Source organism: Streptacidiphilus rugosus AM-16, from assembly GCF_000744655.1.
Lineage (GTDB): Bacteria > Actinomycetota > Actinomycetes > Streptomycetales > Streptomycetaceae > Streptacidiphilus > Streptacidiphilus rugosus.
Genome location: NZ_JQMJ01000001.1, coordinates 349,705 through 366,386 on the forward strand (window position 1 = coordinate 349,705; position 16,682 = coordinate 366,386).

General features: G+C 64.8%; 14 protein-coding genes and 8 pseudogenes. 15 read left to right on the forward strand and 7 right to left on the reverse strand.

Annotated elements, in window-relative coordinates; all coding sequences use genetic code 11:
• Positions 1-29 precede the first annotated feature (29 nt).
• Positions 30-227 carry a hypothetical protein gene (locus tag BS83_RS01560; protein WP_051942374.1) on the reverse strand — a complete coding sequence of 66 codons (198 nt, stop codon included), beginning with the start codon at positions 225-227 and terminating at the stop codon, positions 30-32.
• 36 nt (positions 228-263) lie between these two features.
• On the opposite strand from BS83_RS01560, the pseudogene BS83_RS01565 reads away from it, so the two are divergent.
• Both BS83_RS01565 and BS83_RS43215 read left to right on the forward strand, forming a co-directional pair.
• Positions 264-1,280 (forward strand): annotated as a pseudogene (locus tag BS83_RS01565) (transposase); the annotation flags it as partial.
• A 37-nt stretch (positions 1,281-1,317) separates the two neighbouring features.
• Positions 1,318-1,494: pseudogene (locus BS83_RS43215) on the forward strand (helix-turn-helix domain-containing protein); the annotation flags it as partial.
• Between the two features lie 7 nt (positions 1,495-1,501).
• Here BS83_RS43215 and BS83_RS01570 read toward each other — a convergent pair.
• Positions 1,502-2,137: pseudogene (locus tag BS83_RS01570) on the reverse strand (transposase); the annotation flags it as partial.
• A gap of 13 nt (positions 2,138-2,150) precedes the next feature.
• Positions 2,151-2,916: pseudogene (locus BS83_RS01575) on the reverse strand (transposase family protein).
• Positions 2,917-3,025: 109 nt separating this feature from the next.
• Here BS83_RS01575 and BS83_RS44855 point away from each other — a divergent pair.
• Positions 3,026-3,343 carry a hypothetical protein gene (locus BS83_RS44855; RefSeq protein WP_157596730.1) on the forward strand — a complete coding sequence of 106 codons (318 nt, stop codon included), beginning with the start codon at positions 3,026-3,028 and terminating at the stop codon, positions 3,341-3,343.
• 512 nt (positions 3,344-3,855) lie between these two features.
• Here the strand turns inward: BS83_RS44855 and BS83_RS44860 are convergent.
• Positions 3,856-4,104 (reverse strand): transposase family protein, encoded by a 249-nt coding sequence (locus BS83_RS44860; RefSeq protein ID WP_198035082.1) that lies wholly within the window; start codon positions 4,102-4,104, stop codon positions 3,856-3,858.
• A gap of 178 nt (positions 4,105-4,282) precedes the next feature.
• On the opposite strand from BS83_RS44860, the pseudogene BS83_RS01585 reads away from it, so the two are divergent.
• The 5 genes and pseudogenes from BS83_RS01585 (at position 4,283) to BS83_RS01600 (ending at position 9,551) form a co-directional block, all read left to right on the forward strand.
• A pseudogene (locus BS83_RS01585) lies at positions 4,283-5,049 on the forward strand (transposase family protein).
• A 321-nt stretch (positions 5,050-5,370) separates the two neighbouring features.
• The gene (locus BS83_RS44865; RefSeq protein ID WP_157596732.1) at positions 5,371-5,706 is read left to right on the forward strand and encodes a hypothetical protein; all 336 of its coding nucleotides are present in this window, start codon (positions 5,371-5,373) and stop codon (positions 5,704-5,706) included.
• Between the two features lie 9 nt (positions 5,707-5,715).
• On the forward strand, positions 5,716-7,239 hold the full coding sequence (locus tag BS83_RS44870; protein ID WP_157596734.1) for a putative adhesin: 1,524 nt from the start codon (positions 5,716-5,718) through the stop codon (positions 7,237-7,239).
• A 79-nt stretch (positions 7,240-7,318) separates the two neighbouring features.
• Positions 7,319-8,263 (forward strand): annotated as a pseudogene (locus tag BS83_RS01590) (IS701 family transposase); the annotation flags it as partial.
• A gap of 77 nt (positions 8,264-8,340) precedes the next feature.
• A protein-coding gene (locus tag BS83_RS01600; RefSeq protein WP_157596736.1) for an IS3 family transposase occupies positions 8,341-9,551 on the forward strand; the annotation gives its coding sequence in 2 pieces (ribosomal slippage) (positions 8,341-8,593 and positions 8,593-9,551; 1,212 coding nt in all).
• Here the strand turns inward: BS83_RS01600 and BS83_RS43220 are convergent.
• Positions 9,535-9,978: a transposase gene (locus BS83_RS43220; RefSeq protein WP_084713015.1), complete on the reverse strand. Its 444-nt coding sequence runs from the start codon at positions 9,976-9,978 to the stop codon at positions 9,535-9,537. The genes BS83_RS01600 and BS83_RS43220 overlap by 17 nt on opposite strands.
• 33 nt (positions 9,979-10,011) lie before the next feature.
• Here BS83_RS43220 and BS83_RS01610 point away from each other — a divergent pair, with 33 nt between their 5' ends.
• The 5 genes and pseudogenes from BS83_RS01610 to BS83_RS47045 all read left to right on the forward strand — a co-directional run.
• Positions 10,012-10,245 carry a hypothetical protein gene (locus tag BS83_RS01610; RefSeq protein WP_051942380.1) on the forward strand — a complete coding sequence of 78 codons (234 nt, stop codon included), beginning with the start codon at positions 10,012-10,014 and terminating at the stop codon, positions 10,243-10,245.
• A 575-nt stretch (positions 10,246-10,820) separates the two neighbouring features.
• Complete coding sequence (locus BS83_RS44875; protein WP_157596738.1) at positions 10,821-11,159, forward strand: hypothetical protein; 339 nt, start codon at positions 10,821-10,823, stop codon at positions 11,157-11,159.
• 63 nt (positions 11,160-11,222) lie between these two features.
• Complete coding sequence (locus BS83_RS44880; protein ID WP_157596740.1) at positions 11,223-13,181, forward strand: hypothetical protein; 1,959 nt, start codon at positions 11,223-11,225, stop codon at positions 13,179-13,181.
• 590 nt (positions 13,182-13,771) lie between these two features.
• Positions 13,772-14,548 (forward strand): annotated as a pseudogene (locus BS83_RS01620) (transposase); the annotation flags it as partial.
• Positions 14,506-14,646, forward strand: a pseudogene (locus BS83_RS47045) (IS110-like element IS110 family transposase); the annotation flags it as partial. The pseudogenes BS83_RS01620 and BS83_RS47045, both read left to right, overlap by 43 nt.
• A 20-nt stretch (positions 14,647-14,666) precedes the next feature.
• On the opposite strand, the gene BS83_RS01625 reads toward BS83_RS47045, so the two are convergent.
• Complete coding sequence (locus BS83_RS01625) at positions 14,667-14,945, reverse strand: esterase/lipase family protein (protein WP_051942382.1); 279 nt, start codon at positions 14,943-14,945, stop codon at positions 14,667-14,669.
• 216 nt (positions 14,946-15,161) lie between these two features.
• Between BS83_RS01625 and BS83_RS01630 the strand changes: the two genes are divergently transcribed.
• Together BS83_RS01630 and BS83_RS01635 are read left to right on the forward strand one after the other, a co-directional pair.
• Positions 15,162-15,518: a hypothetical protein gene (locus BS83_RS01630; RefSeq protein WP_037599856.1), complete on the forward strand. Its 357-nt coding sequence runs from the start codon at positions 15,162-15,164 to the stop codon at positions 15,516-15,518.
• A gap of 322 nt (positions 15,519-15,840) precedes the next feature.
• Entirely contained in the window at positions 15,841-16,284 is a 444-nt protein-coding gene (locus BS83_RS01635) for an SsgA family sporulation/cell division regulator (RefSeq protein WP_063774065.1), read from the forward strand.
• Positions 16,285-16,448: 164 nt separating this feature from the next.
• Here BS83_RS01635 and BS83_RS01640 read toward each other — a convergent pair whose 3' ends face one another.
• Positions 16,449-16,679, reverse strand: coding sequence for a ferredoxin (locus tag BS83_RS01640; RefSeq protein WP_037600389.1), 231 nt, complete (start codon positions 16,677-16,679; stop codon positions 16,449-16,451).
• Positions 16,680-16,682: the final 3 nt, after the last annotated feature.

The window sequence follows — 16,682 nt, forward strand, 5'->3', positions numbered from 1 at the left end:
GATGCGCTGCCGGGATGGGTGGTGGCCGCTCAGGCCGCGGGTTCGATCGGGTTGAGCGTGACGCTGTAGCCGAGCTGGTTGAGCTGGGTGATGGCGCGCTGCGCGGTGCGCTCGGGGTTGAGCTGGGCGAAGTACTGGCCGCCGAGGTCGTGGTAGGGCGTGCGGGTGGTGAGCATGTGCCAGATGGCCACGATGATCGAGTGCTCGACGGCGACGAGTGCTTTCATCGCGCCGCGGCGGCCGGCCAGGCGTCTGTACCGGGCTTGCAGGAAGGTGTCGACGCCACCACGCTGACCGGCGCCTTCAGCGAGGCCCTGCCGCGCGGGACCGGACACGACCCCGGCCGCGTCGCGGTGGACCTCGCGGTCATGCTCGCCGACGGCGGCGAAGCGATCGCCGACCTGGCCGTGCTGCGCGACCAGGCCGACGTGTTCGGCCCCGTCGCGTCCACCCCGACCGCCTGGCGCGTGCTGGCCGGCATCGACGAAACAGCCCTGAACACGCTGCGGGCAGCCGGGGCCACCGCCCGCGAGGTCGCCTGGCTGCAGGTCGACGAGACCGGACGCCCCATACCCGGCTCACAAGCGGGAGGGCGTGAACTGCCGGGTCTGGTCCTGGACATCGACGCGACCCGGGTCACCTGCCACTCCGAGAAGGAACAGGCCGCCGCGACCTACAAACGCGGCTTCGGCTACCACCCGCTGCTGTGCTTCCTCGACAACACCGGCGAGGCCCTCGCCGGCATCCTGCGGCCGGGCAACGCCGGAGCGAACACCGCGGCCGACCACATCACCGTCCTGGACCAGGCCCTCGCACAGATCCCCGACGCCCACCGCCACGGCACCGAGATCCTCGTCCGCGCCGACAGCGCCGGCGGCGCGAAGGCCTTCCTCAACCACCTCCGCGACCTGCGAAAGCGCGGGATCCGCACCACCTTCTCCGTCGGGCACGCCGTCACCGAACCGGTCCGCAAGGCCATCCGGGTCCTGCCCGACCAGGTCTGGCACCCCGCCCTCGAACAGGACGGCACCCTGCGCGCGGGTGCCGAGGTCGCCGAGCTGACCGGATTGGTCGACCTCACCGGATACCCGGACGGCACCCGCCTCATCGTCCGCCGCGAGCGCCCCCATCCCGGAGCCCAGCTGTCCCTGTTCGACCAGGACGAAGGCATGCGTCACCAGGTCTTCCTCACCGACACGCCCGCCGCCGGCGGCTCCATCCAGTACCTGGAGGTCCGACACCGAGCCCACGCGCGGGTCGAGGACCACATCCGCTGCGGCACTCGACCTGCCCCATGCGCTGGTCGAGTGGGTCACCATGCTGATTGTCACCCGTGAGGGTGACCGCCGGTGCAAGCTCCGCCCGTCCCAGCGAGCCCTGATCGCGCTGGTGTACCTGCGCAAACACGACACCCTGGCCCAGCTCGCGGCCGGCTTCGGGATCAGCGTCGGCACCGCCCACGCCTATGTGCATGCGGTCACCGACCTCCTTGCCCGAGCACGCCGCCGTGGCGGCGCGGACGCCCGCCGCGGGCGGTGGAGCGGGGCGGGCCCGGATCGCGAAGCATGACGCGGTCCGAGCGCAGCCGCACCACGATCTCCACCGGCAGATCCGCCAGCACGTGGGCCAGGCGTGCGCCGTCGTAGCCGGCGTCCATGACGATCAAGATGTCTCCTTCCGTCTCCTCCCATTGGCCGGCGGCGATCAACCGCTCGACGACGTCGCGTAGTTGGGTGGCAGTGACGGCTGTGGCGTCGTCGGTCGGCCCCAGGTGCACTGCGTCCAGCAGGGCGACCCAGGAGGTCCGCCCACGCTCCACCGCTGCGACGAAGGAGTAGGGCCAGCCCGGCACGAACTGGTCACTGGCCCGGCCGCCCCGGCCGTAGCAGTGGCAGAACAGCCGATCGCTGCTGGTGGGGGCATCGGGCCGCAGCCAGTTGGACACGTCCACAGCCAGCACGATCCGCCCGTCGGCCGCCCTCGGCAGCGGCAGGTTCGCGAGGGTGCGGCGCAGCCGTGTCGGCTCCAGCCAGCCCCGGTCCAGCGCGGCGTACAACGCGCCGTGCCCGCGCCGGTGCTCGACCGCCAGGCTGAGCTCGACCAGGGTCTTCACCGGACTGTCCACGCACAGCACTGAGCCTTTTCCAACCTCATGTTGACGTGTTGAGGTGCAGGGCGAGGACGGCTTTGACGATGTTGGTGATGCGGCTGGGGCTGCAGCGGAGCTTGCGCAGGAGCCGCCAGCCCTTGAGTGTGGCCATGGCCTGCTCGCCTACCGCGCGGATCTTCGCGTGGGAGAGGTTGACGGCCTTCTGGCCGGCGGAGAGCTTGGCCCAGCGGCCTCGGTAGGGGACGCGGACCGTGCCGCGGGCGCCCTGGTAGCCCTTGTCGGCCCAGCAGCGGACGCCGGCGGCGGTGAGGGCGTCGATGATGCCGTGGGTGCGGGCGGCCTTGATGTCGTGGACCGCGCCGGGCAGGGCGGGAGAGGCCCACAGCAGGCGTCCGAACGGATCGGTGAGTACCTGCACGTTCATGCCGTGCTTCTTGTGCTTGCCCGAGTAGTAGGGGCGGTCGGCGGCGACGCGGTCGATGGGCAGCAAGGGTGCCGTCCAGGATGACGAACGCCTTGCTGGTGGCCGCCTGAACGGCCTGCTGGAGGGTCGGGGCCAGGGCGGCGAGGACGTCGACGGCTTCGCGGACATAGCGGTAAGCGGTGGCCACCCCGATGCCGAAAGCGGCGGCCAGGCGCTGGTAGGTGTCGCCGCAGCGGAGGTGCGCGAGGGCGAGCAGGGCCTGTCGGCCCGTCGACAGTCGTCGCCATCGCGTCTTCAGCTGCTTCCGCCGCTCGGCCAGCTGGCGGGACAGGAGCCGCAGGGCCGAACTGGACAGGTCGATCGCGGACCGGTAGACAAGCACGACGAAGCTCCTGGTCGACAACGGGTGATCTTGGTCGTGAACCCGTCTACCAGGAGCTTCGCCACTTCGTACAGCCCTGCATGCCCAACCCGCGGCCAGCACGGTCAGGTTGGAAAGGGCTCACTGGTATCAGGGCTGGTTCAAAGTGCTGGTGATCTTGTGTCTGGGCTGGTCACGGGATGTTGAGGAGGTCGAGCGGGCGGGTGAAGGGCTCGTGGGAGATGTGGTGGGGGCCGGCGGCGATGCTGGTGTGGTCGTGGTCGCGGGGGGTGTGGATCGCGAGGTTGTGCAGGGTGGCCGTGTTCTCGGGGCCGTGGCCGGTGCGGATCTTGGAGGCGTCCTCGCCGAAGGCGGTGTCGCGGACGAAGTGGAGTCGGTTCTCGGTGGTCCGTTGCGAACGGGCCAGCTCTCCGATCCGCTGCGGTGAGGCCTGCTGGTGGGGCAGGTCGGTGAGCGCGTAGAGGGTCTGCCGGGTTCGTTTCCCGGTCTTTGAGGTCGGCGCGGTGGCGGGTGATCTTCGCGGCCTGGGCGGCGTGGGGGAGGTCCGGGCCGAGGTCGGTGACGGTGAGCATGCGGGTCACCCGGGTCTCGCGGCGATCGTGCCCGGTGCCGCGCCGGTGGTGCCGGGCGGTGACGTCCCTCCAGGGTGGTTGCCGCAGCGTGCGGTGCACAGCGGGCTGGTTGGCCTTGATCACGAGCACGTGATGGGCCTTTTTCTCCTCGACCAGGAACCGGGCGTGCGTGCGCTGGGTGTGCAGCGTATCCGCGGTCACGACGGCCCCCTTCAGGTCGAACGGCACGAGGAGAGCCGCGAAGCGGGTGATCTCGCGCCGGTCATCGCGGCGAGCAGGTGGGCGGCGGGCGCGGCACCGTGCCGCGAGATGCGCGTGCTGTTGCCGTCGACCGCGAGCGTGTCCGCCCCGAGCGGGTCGCTGCCGGTCAGGTCTGCCGGGCCACCTGGGCAGACGGTGCCGATGACCCGGCGGGGCACACGCCGAGAACGCCGACGGCCCGGGCACCGAGCCGGGACAGGGTGTGCTGCGGGGCTGCGGTGGCCCACTGTCCGATCGCCCGGAAGGAACGCGCCCCGGCGAGCACCGCCGAGGCCGCGACCAGCAGCACGCTCACCAGCGGGTGACGCCGGCCGCGCCGGTCACGCGGATCCGGCAGCGATGAGAGTCGATCCACCAGACGAGTGCCCTATGCGAGTCGACGCACGGGTGCAGAGCAGGGGGCGGCAGACTGAGCCCTTTCCAACCTGACCGTGCTGGCCGCGGGTTGGGCATGCAGGGCTGTACGAAGTGGCGAAGCTCCTGGTAGACGGGTTCACGACCAAGATCACCCGTTGTCGACCAGGAGCTTCGTCGTGCTTGTCTACCGGTCCGCGATCGACCTGTCCAGTTCGGCCCTGCGGCTCCTGTCCCGCCAGCTGGCCGAGCGGCGGAAGCAGCTGAAGACGCGATGGCGACGACTGTCGACGGGCCGACAGGCCCTGCTCGCCCTCGCGCACCTCCGCTGCGGCGACACCTACCAGCGCCTGGCCGCCGCTTTCGGCATCGGGGTGGCCACCGCTTACCGCTATGTCCGCGAAGCCGTCGACGTCCTCGCCGCCCTGGCCCCGACCCTCCAGCAGGCCGTTCAGGCGGCCACCAGCAAGGCGTTCGTCATCCTGGACGGCACCCTTGCTGCCCATCGACCGCGTCGCCGCCGACCGCCTCTACTACTCGGGCAAGCACAAGAAGCACGGCATGAACGTGCAGGTACTCACCGATCCGTTCGGACGCCTGCTGTGGGCCTCTCCCGCCCTGCCCGGCGCGGTCCACGACATCAAGGCCGCCCGCACCCACGGCATCATCGACGCCCTCACCGCCGCCGGCGTCCGCTGCTGGGCCGACAAGGGCTACCAGGGCGCCCGCGGCACGGTCCGCGTCCCCTACCGAGGCCGCTGGGCCAAGCTCTCCGCCGGTCAGAAGGCCGTCAACCTCTCCCACGCGAAGATCCGCGCGGTAGGCGAGCAGGCCATGGCCACACTCAAGGGCTGGCGGCTCCTGCGCAAGCTCCGCTGCAGCCCCCGGCCGCATCACCAACATCGTCAAAGCCGTCCTCGCCCTGCACCTCAACACGTCAACATGAGGTTGGAAAAGGCTCACTGGCGGCATATCGAAACTCCGGTTGGCACAGGCGACTTGGCGGTCACCTGCCCAACCGGAGTTTCGTTGCTTCCGACACGGCTCCCGCCAGCCCAGAACCCACCCCCGACCTGCAGAACCACATGATCACCAGGACTTTGAATCAGCCCTGTCACTGGTATTGAGGCCTTCGGTTACGACCACGGCTTCTCAGCAGCTGCGCGGGCCCGCTTCACACACGACCCTCTTGTCTGCCCGAGGGGCCGTAGAAGATGAGCCAAAAGCAACATAATCTACCCACAACCTTGTCTACACCAAGTGATAGATGTACCTCATTTTCGAAAGCCGAAAAATGAATAATAATGATCTGGAAAATCTAAACAAGATGATCGACGGAATTAACTCTGCCATAGATGCAGCTGACGTCAAGGGAGTGATTAATAGGTCTCAAGATATTGCACAGAGCATGGAAATTTTGCGACTTCTCGACAAAGATCGTCGAGCGACTCTATTTTGGAACCTCGGAATATCATATGCGGCTGCTGGGGATTTTGTGACGTCGCAAGCCTATTTGGAATATGGAGGATGGGACCGAGGCAAGGCCGCAAAGGAAATCAGCCACGAACTACTGGAAAAAATATTCCCAGAGAAGAAATCTTAGGAAATAAAAATGGTGTACATAGTTGGGCATGGGGGATATACAGATGGCTTCTTTAGTTCAGACCAGACCTTTGTTCCAGTCGGTGTAAGTCTGACCTTCTATGCCGATCCAGGAGAAGCGCTTATGCGTCCGCTCGGATTGATAGCGCTTGGCTCTGAGATGCCCCCTCGATCTGAACCTGTCGTAAGCGCTAGCAGCGGCAAGCTCGAAAAAATACCGAATTACAAACTCAGCGAGCACGATGATGTGGGAATCTCTCAGTACCTTGCCATGTGCTATCGAAAAATGAGAGAGCCCGTATACATTGTCGGGTTTCATCCTGGTGATAAGGTACTCGCGAACCTTAGAGATGCAGTTGGGAACGACAGCTGGCCACCTAATGTCTTTGGTATTGAAAATGCTACTGCGCTATGCACCATGCCGAACGAATGCATGGCTGCGGCGGCAGACAGTAATGGCATCTTCACCAAAAAGAAGGGAACCGGGCGGCATCTCCCTGAATGCAAGGGCATATTCAGCAGATTGGCCCATGAGACCGACATCAAAATAGTGGCCTGCCGGGTGGCACTGAACAGCAAGGGAAAGCCTGACCCCCGCCATGGAACGACCAGGGCTATGGGGCCAAAGGAGGCGAGAGAGAACAACGACGTCCGAAACACAGCCGGACAGGAAGACCCATTGTATGGGGTCGATGCAAGTGGAAGCAGGATGATATCGCTTCTTGCAAAGAAGATTAATCATCTTACCGCCATGCAGGAGATGGCGGGATTGAATGAAGTAATTGATGACATCGAAAGTACTCCCTATGCCACGCAGGCGCCCCTCCAACCCTGGAGCGAAGCTGCCTACAATGCGTTGTTGGATGAAAATTACCTGGGCAAAGTCCAGGCCCGAGCACCTGCGAAATTTACAGATGCTTGGGTTAATGACGCTTGGCGGGCGGCTTTTTGGGAATGGCTGAACTCACCGCTGTCCAGCCGAGAAACCAAGGAATCATGGGTAGACGTCGCATGGCTGCGGTCCTACAAGGCACTATACTATTTGACCACTTCCACCGACCCGTACACTCCCGGGCTTAACTTGCAAGATTTCCTTCTGGCTAACCCTCAATCTTCAGCCAGCCTATGGGATAATGATCTAATAACTTTCAAAGACTATTGCGTCACGGGTGGGTTGGGAGGTGTGAAACCTCCGTTTAGCGCCAATCTCGTCGACTTTCTGGAATCCAGCATTGCAGAGGTGCTTCGCCTCGAGGCTGCCGGATCGAGCCTTGAGGCCTACGACAAAGTTGACCCCAGCCTGTCTGCCGATAAGGATCTTGCCTTTGAATGTCTTAGAATTGCCCTTAATTCGACGTTGCAATGGAATATGTTTAAAAGAGGTGACAAAATTCCCGGAATTGAGGAGATATCACAAGTTGCGCAACAATGCCGAGCCCTGGTCAATAATGCCTTGGGGCAGATGATCTCCGAAGCTGCGCAAAACCTTGAGATCAGCTATGCGGAATATCTTCAATATCTTGATGCCGACTAGCGGTGGTTTGTTGACGGCGGGTCAGGCCCGTAGTAGGCCGGTAGCAGAGGAACCTCGCTTCGCTGCCGGGGGAGCTGTGATGACCCGTCGTGTGCCGTGTCCGCCTGCCCCGGGCCCGCTGGAAGCCTACGCCGCTCGCTTCGATGACCTCTTCTCCACGTTGGCACAGCGGCGCGGGTTCCGCGAGTATCTTGCGGGGCTGCTGCTGCCGCGGGACCGCAACAAGACGCTGACCTGCCTGGTCGGCACCGAACCCGTCGTCGGCGCCCAGCACGCGGCGGTGCAGCGGCTCCAGTTCTTCCTGTCCGAGTCGACCTGGGACCACGAAAAGATCAATGCCCGCCGGGTGGCGCTGCTGCTCGGCGACCCCGCGACCAGGCCGCACCCGGGCGGGGTGCTGGTGATCGACGACTCGGGCGACCGCAAGGACGGGAAGAAGACCGCGCACGTCGGCCGACAGTGGCTGGGCCGGCTGGGCAAGACCGACAACGGCATCGTCACCGTGACCACGTGCTGGGCCGACGAGAACCTCTACTACCCGCTGCACGCCGTGCCCTACAGCCCCGCCCACCACTTCCCCAAGGGCAAGAGCGACCCCGGCTTCCGCACGAAGCTGAAGATCGCCGCGGAACTGGCCCGCACCGCCAGGACCGCCGGAGTGACCTTCCGGGCCGTGGCCGCCGACTGCGCGTACGGCGACCAGGACGGCTTCCGCCGAGACCTCACCGCAGCCAGGTTGCCGTTCGTCCTGGCGCTGAAGCCGAGCCACGGCGCCTGGGCCTACGGCAAGGACGCCTACACCCCCGTCGACGCCGCCCGCGCCCTGACCTGGACCGACGCGGAGGATCCAGGGGACTGGACCCCGGTCGAGCGGACCTTCCGCGACGGGCACACCGAGACCTGGTGGGCCGCCGACGCGACGCTGGGCCGGTGGGGGCCCGACGGAAACGTCCGCCTGGTCGTGGCCACCACCGACCCGGCCACACTGCCCGCGCAGGGCAGCCGGCCGTCGCCCAGGCCGGGGACCTGCTGCACTGAGGCGACCCCTGGGGTGTGGACACTCTGACAGTGGATCTTGATGGTCCGAGGAAGGGTGTCCTGGTGGGACGTAGGTCTCCGTATCCGGAGGAGCTCAGGAACGACGCGGTCGCGTTGTATCGCGCGGCCGGCAGTCGGCTCACATATGCCGCGGTGGCGGCAGATGTCGGGGTGACCGGCGAGACGCTACGGTCCTGGGTGCGTCAGGCCGACGAGCAGGCGGGCCGGGCCCGCGGCAGCGCGGCCGCCCTGGACCACGATGAGGAACTGGCCCGGCTGCGGGCGGAGCTCGGCAGGCTGCGCAAGGCCGAGGCCGAGTGGCAGTTGGAGCGGGAGATCCTGCGGCGGGCGGCCCAGTATTTCGCCCGGGAGATGAGGGCATGACCGGCCGCTGGGACTTCATCTCCGTCCACCGCGCCGACTTCGGTGTGCAGCGGATGTGCCGTGTTCTCGGGGTGTCGCGTTCGGGCTACTACCGTTGGATGGTCGGCGCGGCCGCCCGCGCCGAGCGCCGGGCGGACGACGACGCGCTGGTCGCGGAGATCCGCGAAATCCACGCCGACCACCGTGGCACCTACGGAGTGCGGCGCGTGCACGCCGAGTTGCGGGGCCTCGGGCACATGGTCAACCACAAGCGGGTCGAGCGTCTGATGCGGCTGAACGGGATCGAGGGCCGGCATCTGCGCCGGCGCAGGCGGACCACCGTCCCTGACCGGCTCGCGCCGCCAGCGCCGGATCTGGTCCGACGCGATTTCACTGCCGGGAACCTGGACGAGAAGTGGTGCGGCGACATCACATACGTGCAGGTCGGCGGCACGTGGCTCTACCTGGCCTGCGTCCTGGACATCTGCTCGCGCCGGGTGCTCGGCTGGTCGATGGCCACCCACATGCGGACCGAATTGGTCGTCGACGCGCTCACGATGGCGGTGGCGACCCGCGGCGGCCACGTCGAGGGAGTGATCTTCCACGCGGACAGGGGATCGCAATACACCTCAGCCGTGTTCGCCCAGGTCAGCGGCCATTTCGGCATCCGCAGGAGCATCGGTCGTGTCGGGTCGAGCTACGACAACGCGCTGGCCGAGAGCTTCTGGCGGGGGCTGAAGAGAGAAGCGATGCAGCAGGTGTTCGCGACGGTGCGACAGGCCAGGCTGGAGATCTTCCAGTGGCTGACCTACTACAACGCCCGAAGGCGCCACAGGAGCCTCGGCTACCTCTCACCCGTCGAGTTCGAACAGCAGCACCGGGCAGAGCATAGACTCACGCTCGCGGCATGAACCCCCGTGTCCACACTCCGGGGGACGCCTCGTAGAAGCTGTGCCCCCGCCTGGCGGCGTAGGCGAGCATCACCATGACCTGGCAGTTGCGCACGTCCCCGGTCACGCCGCAATGCTGGTGGGCCACGCCCACCGAGCGAGTACCCTTCTTGATCACCTGGGTGTCGTCCAGCACCAGTGTGGCCTGATCGTCGCCGAGTTCGGCGGCGACATAGTTCTGGACCTCCGCCAGCAGGGCGTCCGCGTCCCAGGACGCCTCCCCGAGGAACTTCTGGATCCGGTGCGGACTCGCATGCCCGCCCCGCCATCGTCCAGCCGTTCTTCCTGCCCAGGTCCGACAGCAGACCCTCGACCAGGTCCGCGAACACCTCCCGCGGCTCCGGCCGCGCGAACAGATGCCCCAACCCCTCGGTGAGCGACCGCCCACCCCTCCACGTCCTCGCGTGCCACATCAACCAGCATGACCACTCAACGACAGGAACGATCACCAGTCACAACATCTGAGGCTGTAGTACTCGCCCGCAACATCCTCGAGATCGTCTGGCAGCTGATCGCCGACCCCGACGCCCGCTACCACGACCTGGGCGCCGACTGGTACGAGACGCACACCGATCCCGATCGCCGTACCCGCGAGCTCGTGCGCCAGCTCGAACGCCTCGGCAACACCGTCACCCTCACCCCCAACCTCGCCTGAACGAACCAGGCAAGCGGATCTCTTCACCACCTCACCGTGAGCACGGCACAGACTCCGGCCTGCCCGCAACTATCGTGATTTTCCGGCCAGGTGCCTTGCTGTTTGGCGCTGATGGAAGCGTGAGAACTCCTATCATCCCAGGTGGGGGCGGCTTGGACTCGCGGCGACCACCGACCCAGCCCCTGGCGGCCCAGCTTCGCAGTGTGATCGCCGGCATCCCGAGCTCGGCTGCGAGGTCGTCGAGCCACCACTCGTCGGGGCCCGGACACCTTCCCGCAGGTCCGCCGCGATCTGCGCGGTCTTCTCCCCGGGATCGAACCGCGCACCCGCCTCCAACCGCACCGACTCCCGCGCCGCCGGCCCCCTCGGACTCAGCCCGCTGCCCTGCGCGTAGCTCATGACCACGACATACCGCAGGGCTCATGAACCGTCAGCCCCACTCGCCATAACGAGTTCAAATGCAGCACTGAATGCCCTGAGGGCTTCCTCATCGGCCATAGAAGTTTCTCAGGTGCCTGCAATGCTGCCGGGAGAGATGATGTGTTGGCCGATCAGGCAAGAGAGAGGATGCTCGTATGGAAACGCTTGAGGGCCAGGACCCTTACGATAAAGTAAATAGTCTCCTGGAAAAAGGATACTCCACTGTCGACGGTGGAGCTTACGAGGAAGCCGGACAGATCTTCTATCAAGCCCTAACCATGCTGGAGGGGCTGAATGACGACGCAAATGGGGTAGCGCGGAGCAAAATCGCTCTTAATGTAGCCCTCTGCTATTACCAAGCAGGGCAAGATGAGTATGCTCATAGTGTGCTCCAGCAATATGGATGGAACCGGAGTCAAATCATGGAGCTGAAAGGTGAGAACTCTGTCGCCATGAACATGGATTTGGCCAGCAAACTTGCTCCCGCCGGATAGTCTATATCTTACTGATCCAATAGAATTGCCCGCTCGGAAGCCTTCAAGCAGGAGAGTCGAAATATGGAAATTGAGCCCCAAGTCACGGACGAGGATTTCAAGGCAACCCTTGGAATATTTAGTTGGTTTGAGGGTAGCCTGGTCGAGCTGTGGGAGAAGTTCCCGAAGTTCCCGAAGGCGGCGATGGTCGAGGTTGGCGATTTTGGCCAGGTTCGCGGCAGGCACATTGGCGACTTCACTATAGGTGGAGTGAGTGACCTAAAAGGGATGGGAATTTTCTATCGAAACGCTTTCATTAGTTACGTCAGGGCTTTTCGCCCAGATCTAGTAAAAGCCGCAGAGAAGAGTCTGGCCCGGCGGGATTCGGATCACATTGATCCTGAATCCAAGAGCAGCCTCAATGACACCTACGAACAGTTCCATCATACTCTCGGAGAGGAACTGTACCGCAAGTATGCATCGCGCGCTGATATAAATGCCCTGGGTAAGTATGTCATCCTAAAGCGGATGGGAATTGATGAATCCTCGGCAAGGTACATTCCGAAAGCCGGAGTCCTCGAAGCAATCGAAGAGAGGAAGGAGATTGCTCGGCTATTTAAAGATAATCAGGCTGGTCTTTGGCAACTCATGACAGACGGCGTTAATATCCTCCGTGATGAAAAACCTGATTATGACGTGGGAATGGCAAAAGTGGTCGAGGTGGTGGCGAAGGCGGAAGATTCTCTGAGGAAATTGTCTGCTGCGGCAGACGGGGTCGATGCTCTTCCCGTCAGCGACACGCTCGGAATCTTGAATCATTTTGATACTGAGCTCCTAGGGGCGGCACGCCGAATGGAGAAAATCACCAAAGCATGGTACGCCGCAATGAAGGAGCTAGCGCAGAAGAACTTTATGCTCGATATCTATAATACCGATCAAGAGTACGCCCTAAAGGTGAAAGCTTTCGGACAGGCAGCGTCTACCCTAGGCGGCGGACTCATGGCACTCGGCACCGTGGTCACTCCTTGTCTCATAGTAGGCGGGGTCATCTCAGGTATCGGGGCTGCCGCCACGGCTGCATCTGACGAGAAAAAGAAGCGGAGCGTAAAATCTCCCAGGGCTATCGCCGTCAATGCTGCAAAGACTCAGAAGCCGATCGGGAAGGGCGAAATTGCTGGGCAGAATGTGGACAAGGCTTCGTACGTGATAACGGGTGGTCAGGAGCTTGCCGAAAAAGCGTTGGGCTTCGTTCCCACGGTGGCTGAGCTCGGTGGAGAGAAGGTCCTTGGTGCTGCCCTTGGTACTGTCGTAACTCCTATTGGCGCAGTTGTAAGGGAGAAGCACCAATTTCAGCGCAACCCGGGCGCAGAGAAAAGCGTGGTGACTTTTATACAAAGAATCTTTGCAGATAAGCCGAAGAAGCCCGGCAAGTCTCGAAGCGGTTTCGAAGTCGTTCTATCGGCCTTCATGAAAACAAATAGCGTGGTGGACTACCAGGGGGGATGGGAAGGGCCGGTTAATATTACAAACGCGGCGGGGATGGAAGTGTCAGTTAGATGGCAGCAGCGGTATGCGTTGGATCGAGCGGTGCAGGAAAAAGAAGAAGGAGAATCTTATACGGGGAAGACGGTGTGCTATATCGAATTGCAGTACAAATTCGGTGTTTTCGCATGGCGGGATCACCCGCTTAGCTGGGCTGAAACTCGTCGTAGCTTCACTCTGGACAAGGATATTGGTAACAAGTTGGGCTTCACTCCCCTGACGTTTGCCGAAATATCTGCAATGGGATTCCAGTTCCCCGTCTGGTATACGGCGCCATTCGCATACGCCGAACCGTCGGGCGATTTCTTTTCTGGAAATCACCCGTATGCTATATTCGTTGAATATACAGCAGGAGATGAGACCAAGCAGGGCTTCTGGAAGATTAGCCCGGTGGCAGAGCAGGTGCTTGTTATCCCTGAAGATTTTCAGCTTCTCGAGGCGTGCGTACGCGTTGCCAATGCGAACGAGGAAAAGGTCTGGAGAGATCAGTACGCGGGTTGACCTCCAGAAATCGATCCCTATCTGGCGGCGGTTCCTGAGGGGCAAGAACAAGCAGATGGCCGCAATGACCGTGAGGTGCCCGAGTGGAAGGCTTCCGGGGCTTCCTCTCATACTCCGGCCGCAGCTGGTCCCCGGATGGCCCGCCCTGGGCCCGGCTGTGCTGCTGCGAGCCCCGGAGAAATGGTAAGCGCCGGTGTCCTGACGGTTAATCAGGACACCGGCGCCAGCTCGGGATGCCGGGGCGTGCGGGAGGGTCAGCCCCGGACGGCCTGGAGGATCGCGTCGGTCACAGCATTGAGCCTTTTCAGAGTGAGCATCGATCGGGTGACGGCGGCGCCGTGCGACGCGGTGGCGAAACGAACGAGGCTCTCCGGCGTTGAGTGGGACGTCTGAAGTCTCAACTCGTTGGCTGGAGAGCCTCGTTGGTTGTCTATCCTGCAGCATTGGACCTGCCCCACGCCCTAGCCTGCGCGTTTCATCTGGGGTCGCGTCCGGATCATGATCGGAAAAGCGAAAGTGCCTTCTGATCTGCAACGATGAGGCTTGTCTAAGGTCCCAGTCGTTCCAGCAGGAAGGCACTTTCTGCGTGCACACGGTCCCGCCCCAAGCTCGTCGTCAGCGCCGACGGGAACGGGGTGGTCAGCCGGGCCGGCTCGCGTCTGCTCGCGGATCTTGCCGACGCCACCACGCTGACCAGCGCCTTCAGCGAGGCCCTGCACCGGCTGCGACCGCGCGGGACCGGACACGACCCCGGCCGCGTCGCGGTGGACCTCGCGGTCATGCTCGCCGACGGCGGCGAAGCGATCGCCGACCTGGCCGTGCTGCGCGACCAGGCCGACGTGTTCGGCACCGTCGCGTCCACCCCGACCGCCTGGCGCGTGCTGGCCGGCATCGACGAAACAGCCCTGAACACGCTGCGGGCAGCCAGGGCCACCGCCCGCGAGGTCGCCTGGCTGCAAGTCGACGAGACCGGACACCCCATACCCGGCTCACAAGCGGGAGGGCGTGAACTGCCGGGTCTGGTCCTGGACATCGACGCGACCCGGGTCACCTGCCACTCCGAGAAGGAACAGGCCGCCGCCACCTACAAACGCGGCTTCGGCTACCACCCGCTGCTGTGCTTCCTCGACAACACCGGCGAGGCCCTCGCCGGCATCCTGCGGCCGGGCAACGCCGGAGCGAACACCGCAGCCGACCACATCACCGTCCTGGACCAGGCCCTCGCACAGATCCCCGACCCCCACCGCCACGGCACCGAGATCCTCGTCCGCGCCGACAGCGCCGGCGGCGCGAAGGCCTTCCTCAACCACCTCCGCGACCTGCGAAAGCACGCGCCGAAGGAAAGACACACAAGCAGGCCGTTCTCGCCCTCGCCCGACGCCGCCTCGACGTGCTGTGGGCACTGATACGCGACCAACGCACCTTCACCGCTGAGCGACCACAACCCGACCACACAGCGGCATAGCCAGCTCACCACACGTCACATCAGCCTTGACAAACCACATTGGGAATCAGTGCTTCGACCTTGGCGTCGCCGGTGCCCGCGCCGGAGATCACCATGCCGCCGTAGGAGTGGCCCACCAGTACGATGTCGCCGTCCAGCCCGTCAAGGACGCGGCGTACGACGGCCACGGCGTCGCTCAGCGAGCTCAGGGGCAGCTGCACGGCGGTGACCTGGTGGCCGTGCTGCTGCAGGCGGGCGCTCACGGCGCGCCAGCTGGAGCCGTCGACCCAGAGGCCGTGGACGAGCACGATGTTTGCCATGGTGGAGGAACCCGATTTTCTCGAGGGGCGGTGTAACGTGGCTCCACCATCGTTGATATAGCAATTATTGTCATGGCAATACTTGCCGAAAGGGTAAGCCGGGCAGGCAGCCGGGACGGCCCATGACGCTGCGCCACCGGTAGCGGCGGGCAACCGTCCCGGGGTCGAGTCTTGAGTGGTGCAGGAAGCACCCGATCGACCAAGGGGAATGCGACCGTGAGCGACAAGCGTCACGACCAGAAGGTCTGTCAGGAGTTCGGCTGGCTCAAGGGTTTCGACCCGGACACGCTGCGGAGGGCGATGGGCGAATCCCGTCCGGACTCGATGGCCGAGCTGATCGAATCCCCGGGCCCCCAGTGGTGGGCCCTATACCTCGCGTGGGCCAGGGGGCGGCCGTGGCAGCGGGACCTGGACGAGGTCGAACGCGGGCTCAGCGACGGGCGGACCGACACTGACCGCTACCGGGCCGCGATGGGACGGCTGGAGGCGAACTACCCGCGCTTCCACCGGGCCCTCGGGCGGCTCAAGAGCGTGAACCGTCCCCTGCTCCAGCAGCTGGTCGGGGTGGGCTGAGCCCAGCGCTCGTGCCGTCCCTTCCCCGGAGGCTGCCCGAACGGGCACCACCGGCATCCGAGGGCGTGCGAGGGTGGAGCTGTCGGCAGGCACGAGTCCTGCCAGAGCGACAGCAACACCGGAGAGAACCGGGCAGCCGCGTCGGCCAGGGCCGAGACGAGCCGATCCGGACGAGGCCCGGCCGCCGCGCCCACAGGCGGCCGGACCCGGCGGAAGCCCGACACAGCTGCCCGGGACCCGTCCCGAACCAATGAATCCGCGCCCAGGGGGCGGCGGCCTGTAGCCGCCGAGCCGGACGTAGTCCGCGAGAGAAGTCGCCATCATGCCAAGCGCCGTTCACAGCCACACCGTGATGCACCTGGTAGTCCACCAAGAACACGTGCTGCCGCTGCTTGCCCACCTCGATTTCGACGCCGGCGACCCCTGTGCGGTGCGCCTGAGCGTCCACCTGGTCGGTGAGGAGCCCGTGCAATGGGTCTTCGCCCGCACCCTGCTCACGGCCGGGCTCACCGAGGCTGTAGGTGACGGGGACGTGCGGATCCGTCCGCTCTGCGAGGACGAGGTGGAGATCTCGCTGGGATCCGTCGGGGCCTGCGCCGAGTTGCGCGCCCCCGCCGACGCCCTGGCCCTGTTCGTGCAGGGCACCGAGCAACTGGTGCCCGTCGGCCGCGAAGAGGTGGACGAGGACCTGGACGAACAGCTGGCGTCCATCCTCGGCTGGCAGGACCTGCCCGGAGAGCGCCGCGACGGTCGCCGCCGCAAGTGAGACCGGCTCACCACCTGCACCGGCTTACCCACAGTCGCCCGGGCCCTGGCAACAGGGGTCCGGGCGACTGGCGTAGCAGGCGGCAGCCTCCGCCGAGCCGCAGGCAGACAGGCACGCTTCGCTGCGACCGGGCCGGGCGCCGTCGAGCGAGCCGGCCCTCCGGCTCAACGGCGGCGCCCCGGGCGTTCGAGCCGCAGGGCCAGCATCGGGCACGCGGCGACCGCACGCCGCGCGTGTGCGCGGAGCGAGGCGGTGACCTGCGTGCTGTGGAAGACCGGGTAGCCCCATTCGTCGAGGCTGATCAGTTCGGGAAGCAGTTCGGCACACGCGCCGTGGCCGTCGCAGGCGATGCGGTCGATGTGCAGAAGGGCGCCGGGTCGTTCGGTCGCGGGCATGCG

Bases quoted from the DNA above. Each gene is read 5' to 3' on its own strand.
- BS83_RS44875 (WP_157596738.1), top strand. From the start codon at position 10,821: ATGGAAACGCTTGAGGGCCAGGACCCTTACGATAAAGTAAATAGTCTC.
- BS83_RS01610 (WP_051942380.1), top strand. From the start codon at position 10,012: ATGACCACTCAACGACAGGAACGATCACCAGTCACAACATCTGAGGCT.
- BS83_RS44865 (WP_157596732.1), top strand. From the start codon at position 5,371: ATGTACCTCATTTTCGAAAGCCGAAAAATGAATAATAATGATCTGGAA.
- BS83_RS44880 (WP_157596740.1), top strand. From the start codon at position 11,223: ATGGAAATTGAGCCCCAAGTCACGGACGAGGATTTCAAGGCAACCCTT.
- BS83_RS44870 (WP_157596734.1), top strand. From the start codon at position 5,716: ATGGTGTACATAGTTGGGCATGGGGGATATACAGATGGCTTCTTTAGT.
- BS83_RS01635 (WP_063774065.1), top strand. From the start codon at position 15,841: ATGCCAAGCGCCGTTCACAGCCACACCGTGATGCACCTGGTAGTCCAC.
- BS83_RS01625 (WP_051942382.1), bottom strand. From the start codon at position 14,945: ATGGCAAACATCGTGCTCGTCCACGGCCTCTGGGTCGACGGCTCCAGC.
- BS83_RS01640 (WP_037600389.1), bottom strand. From the start codon at position 16,679: ATGCCCGCGACCGAACGACCCGGCGCCCTTCTGCACATCGACCGCATC.
- BS83_RS01560 (WP_051942374.1), bottom strand. From the start codon at position 227: ATGAAAGCACTCGTCGCCGTCGAGCACTCGATCATCGTGGCCATCTGG.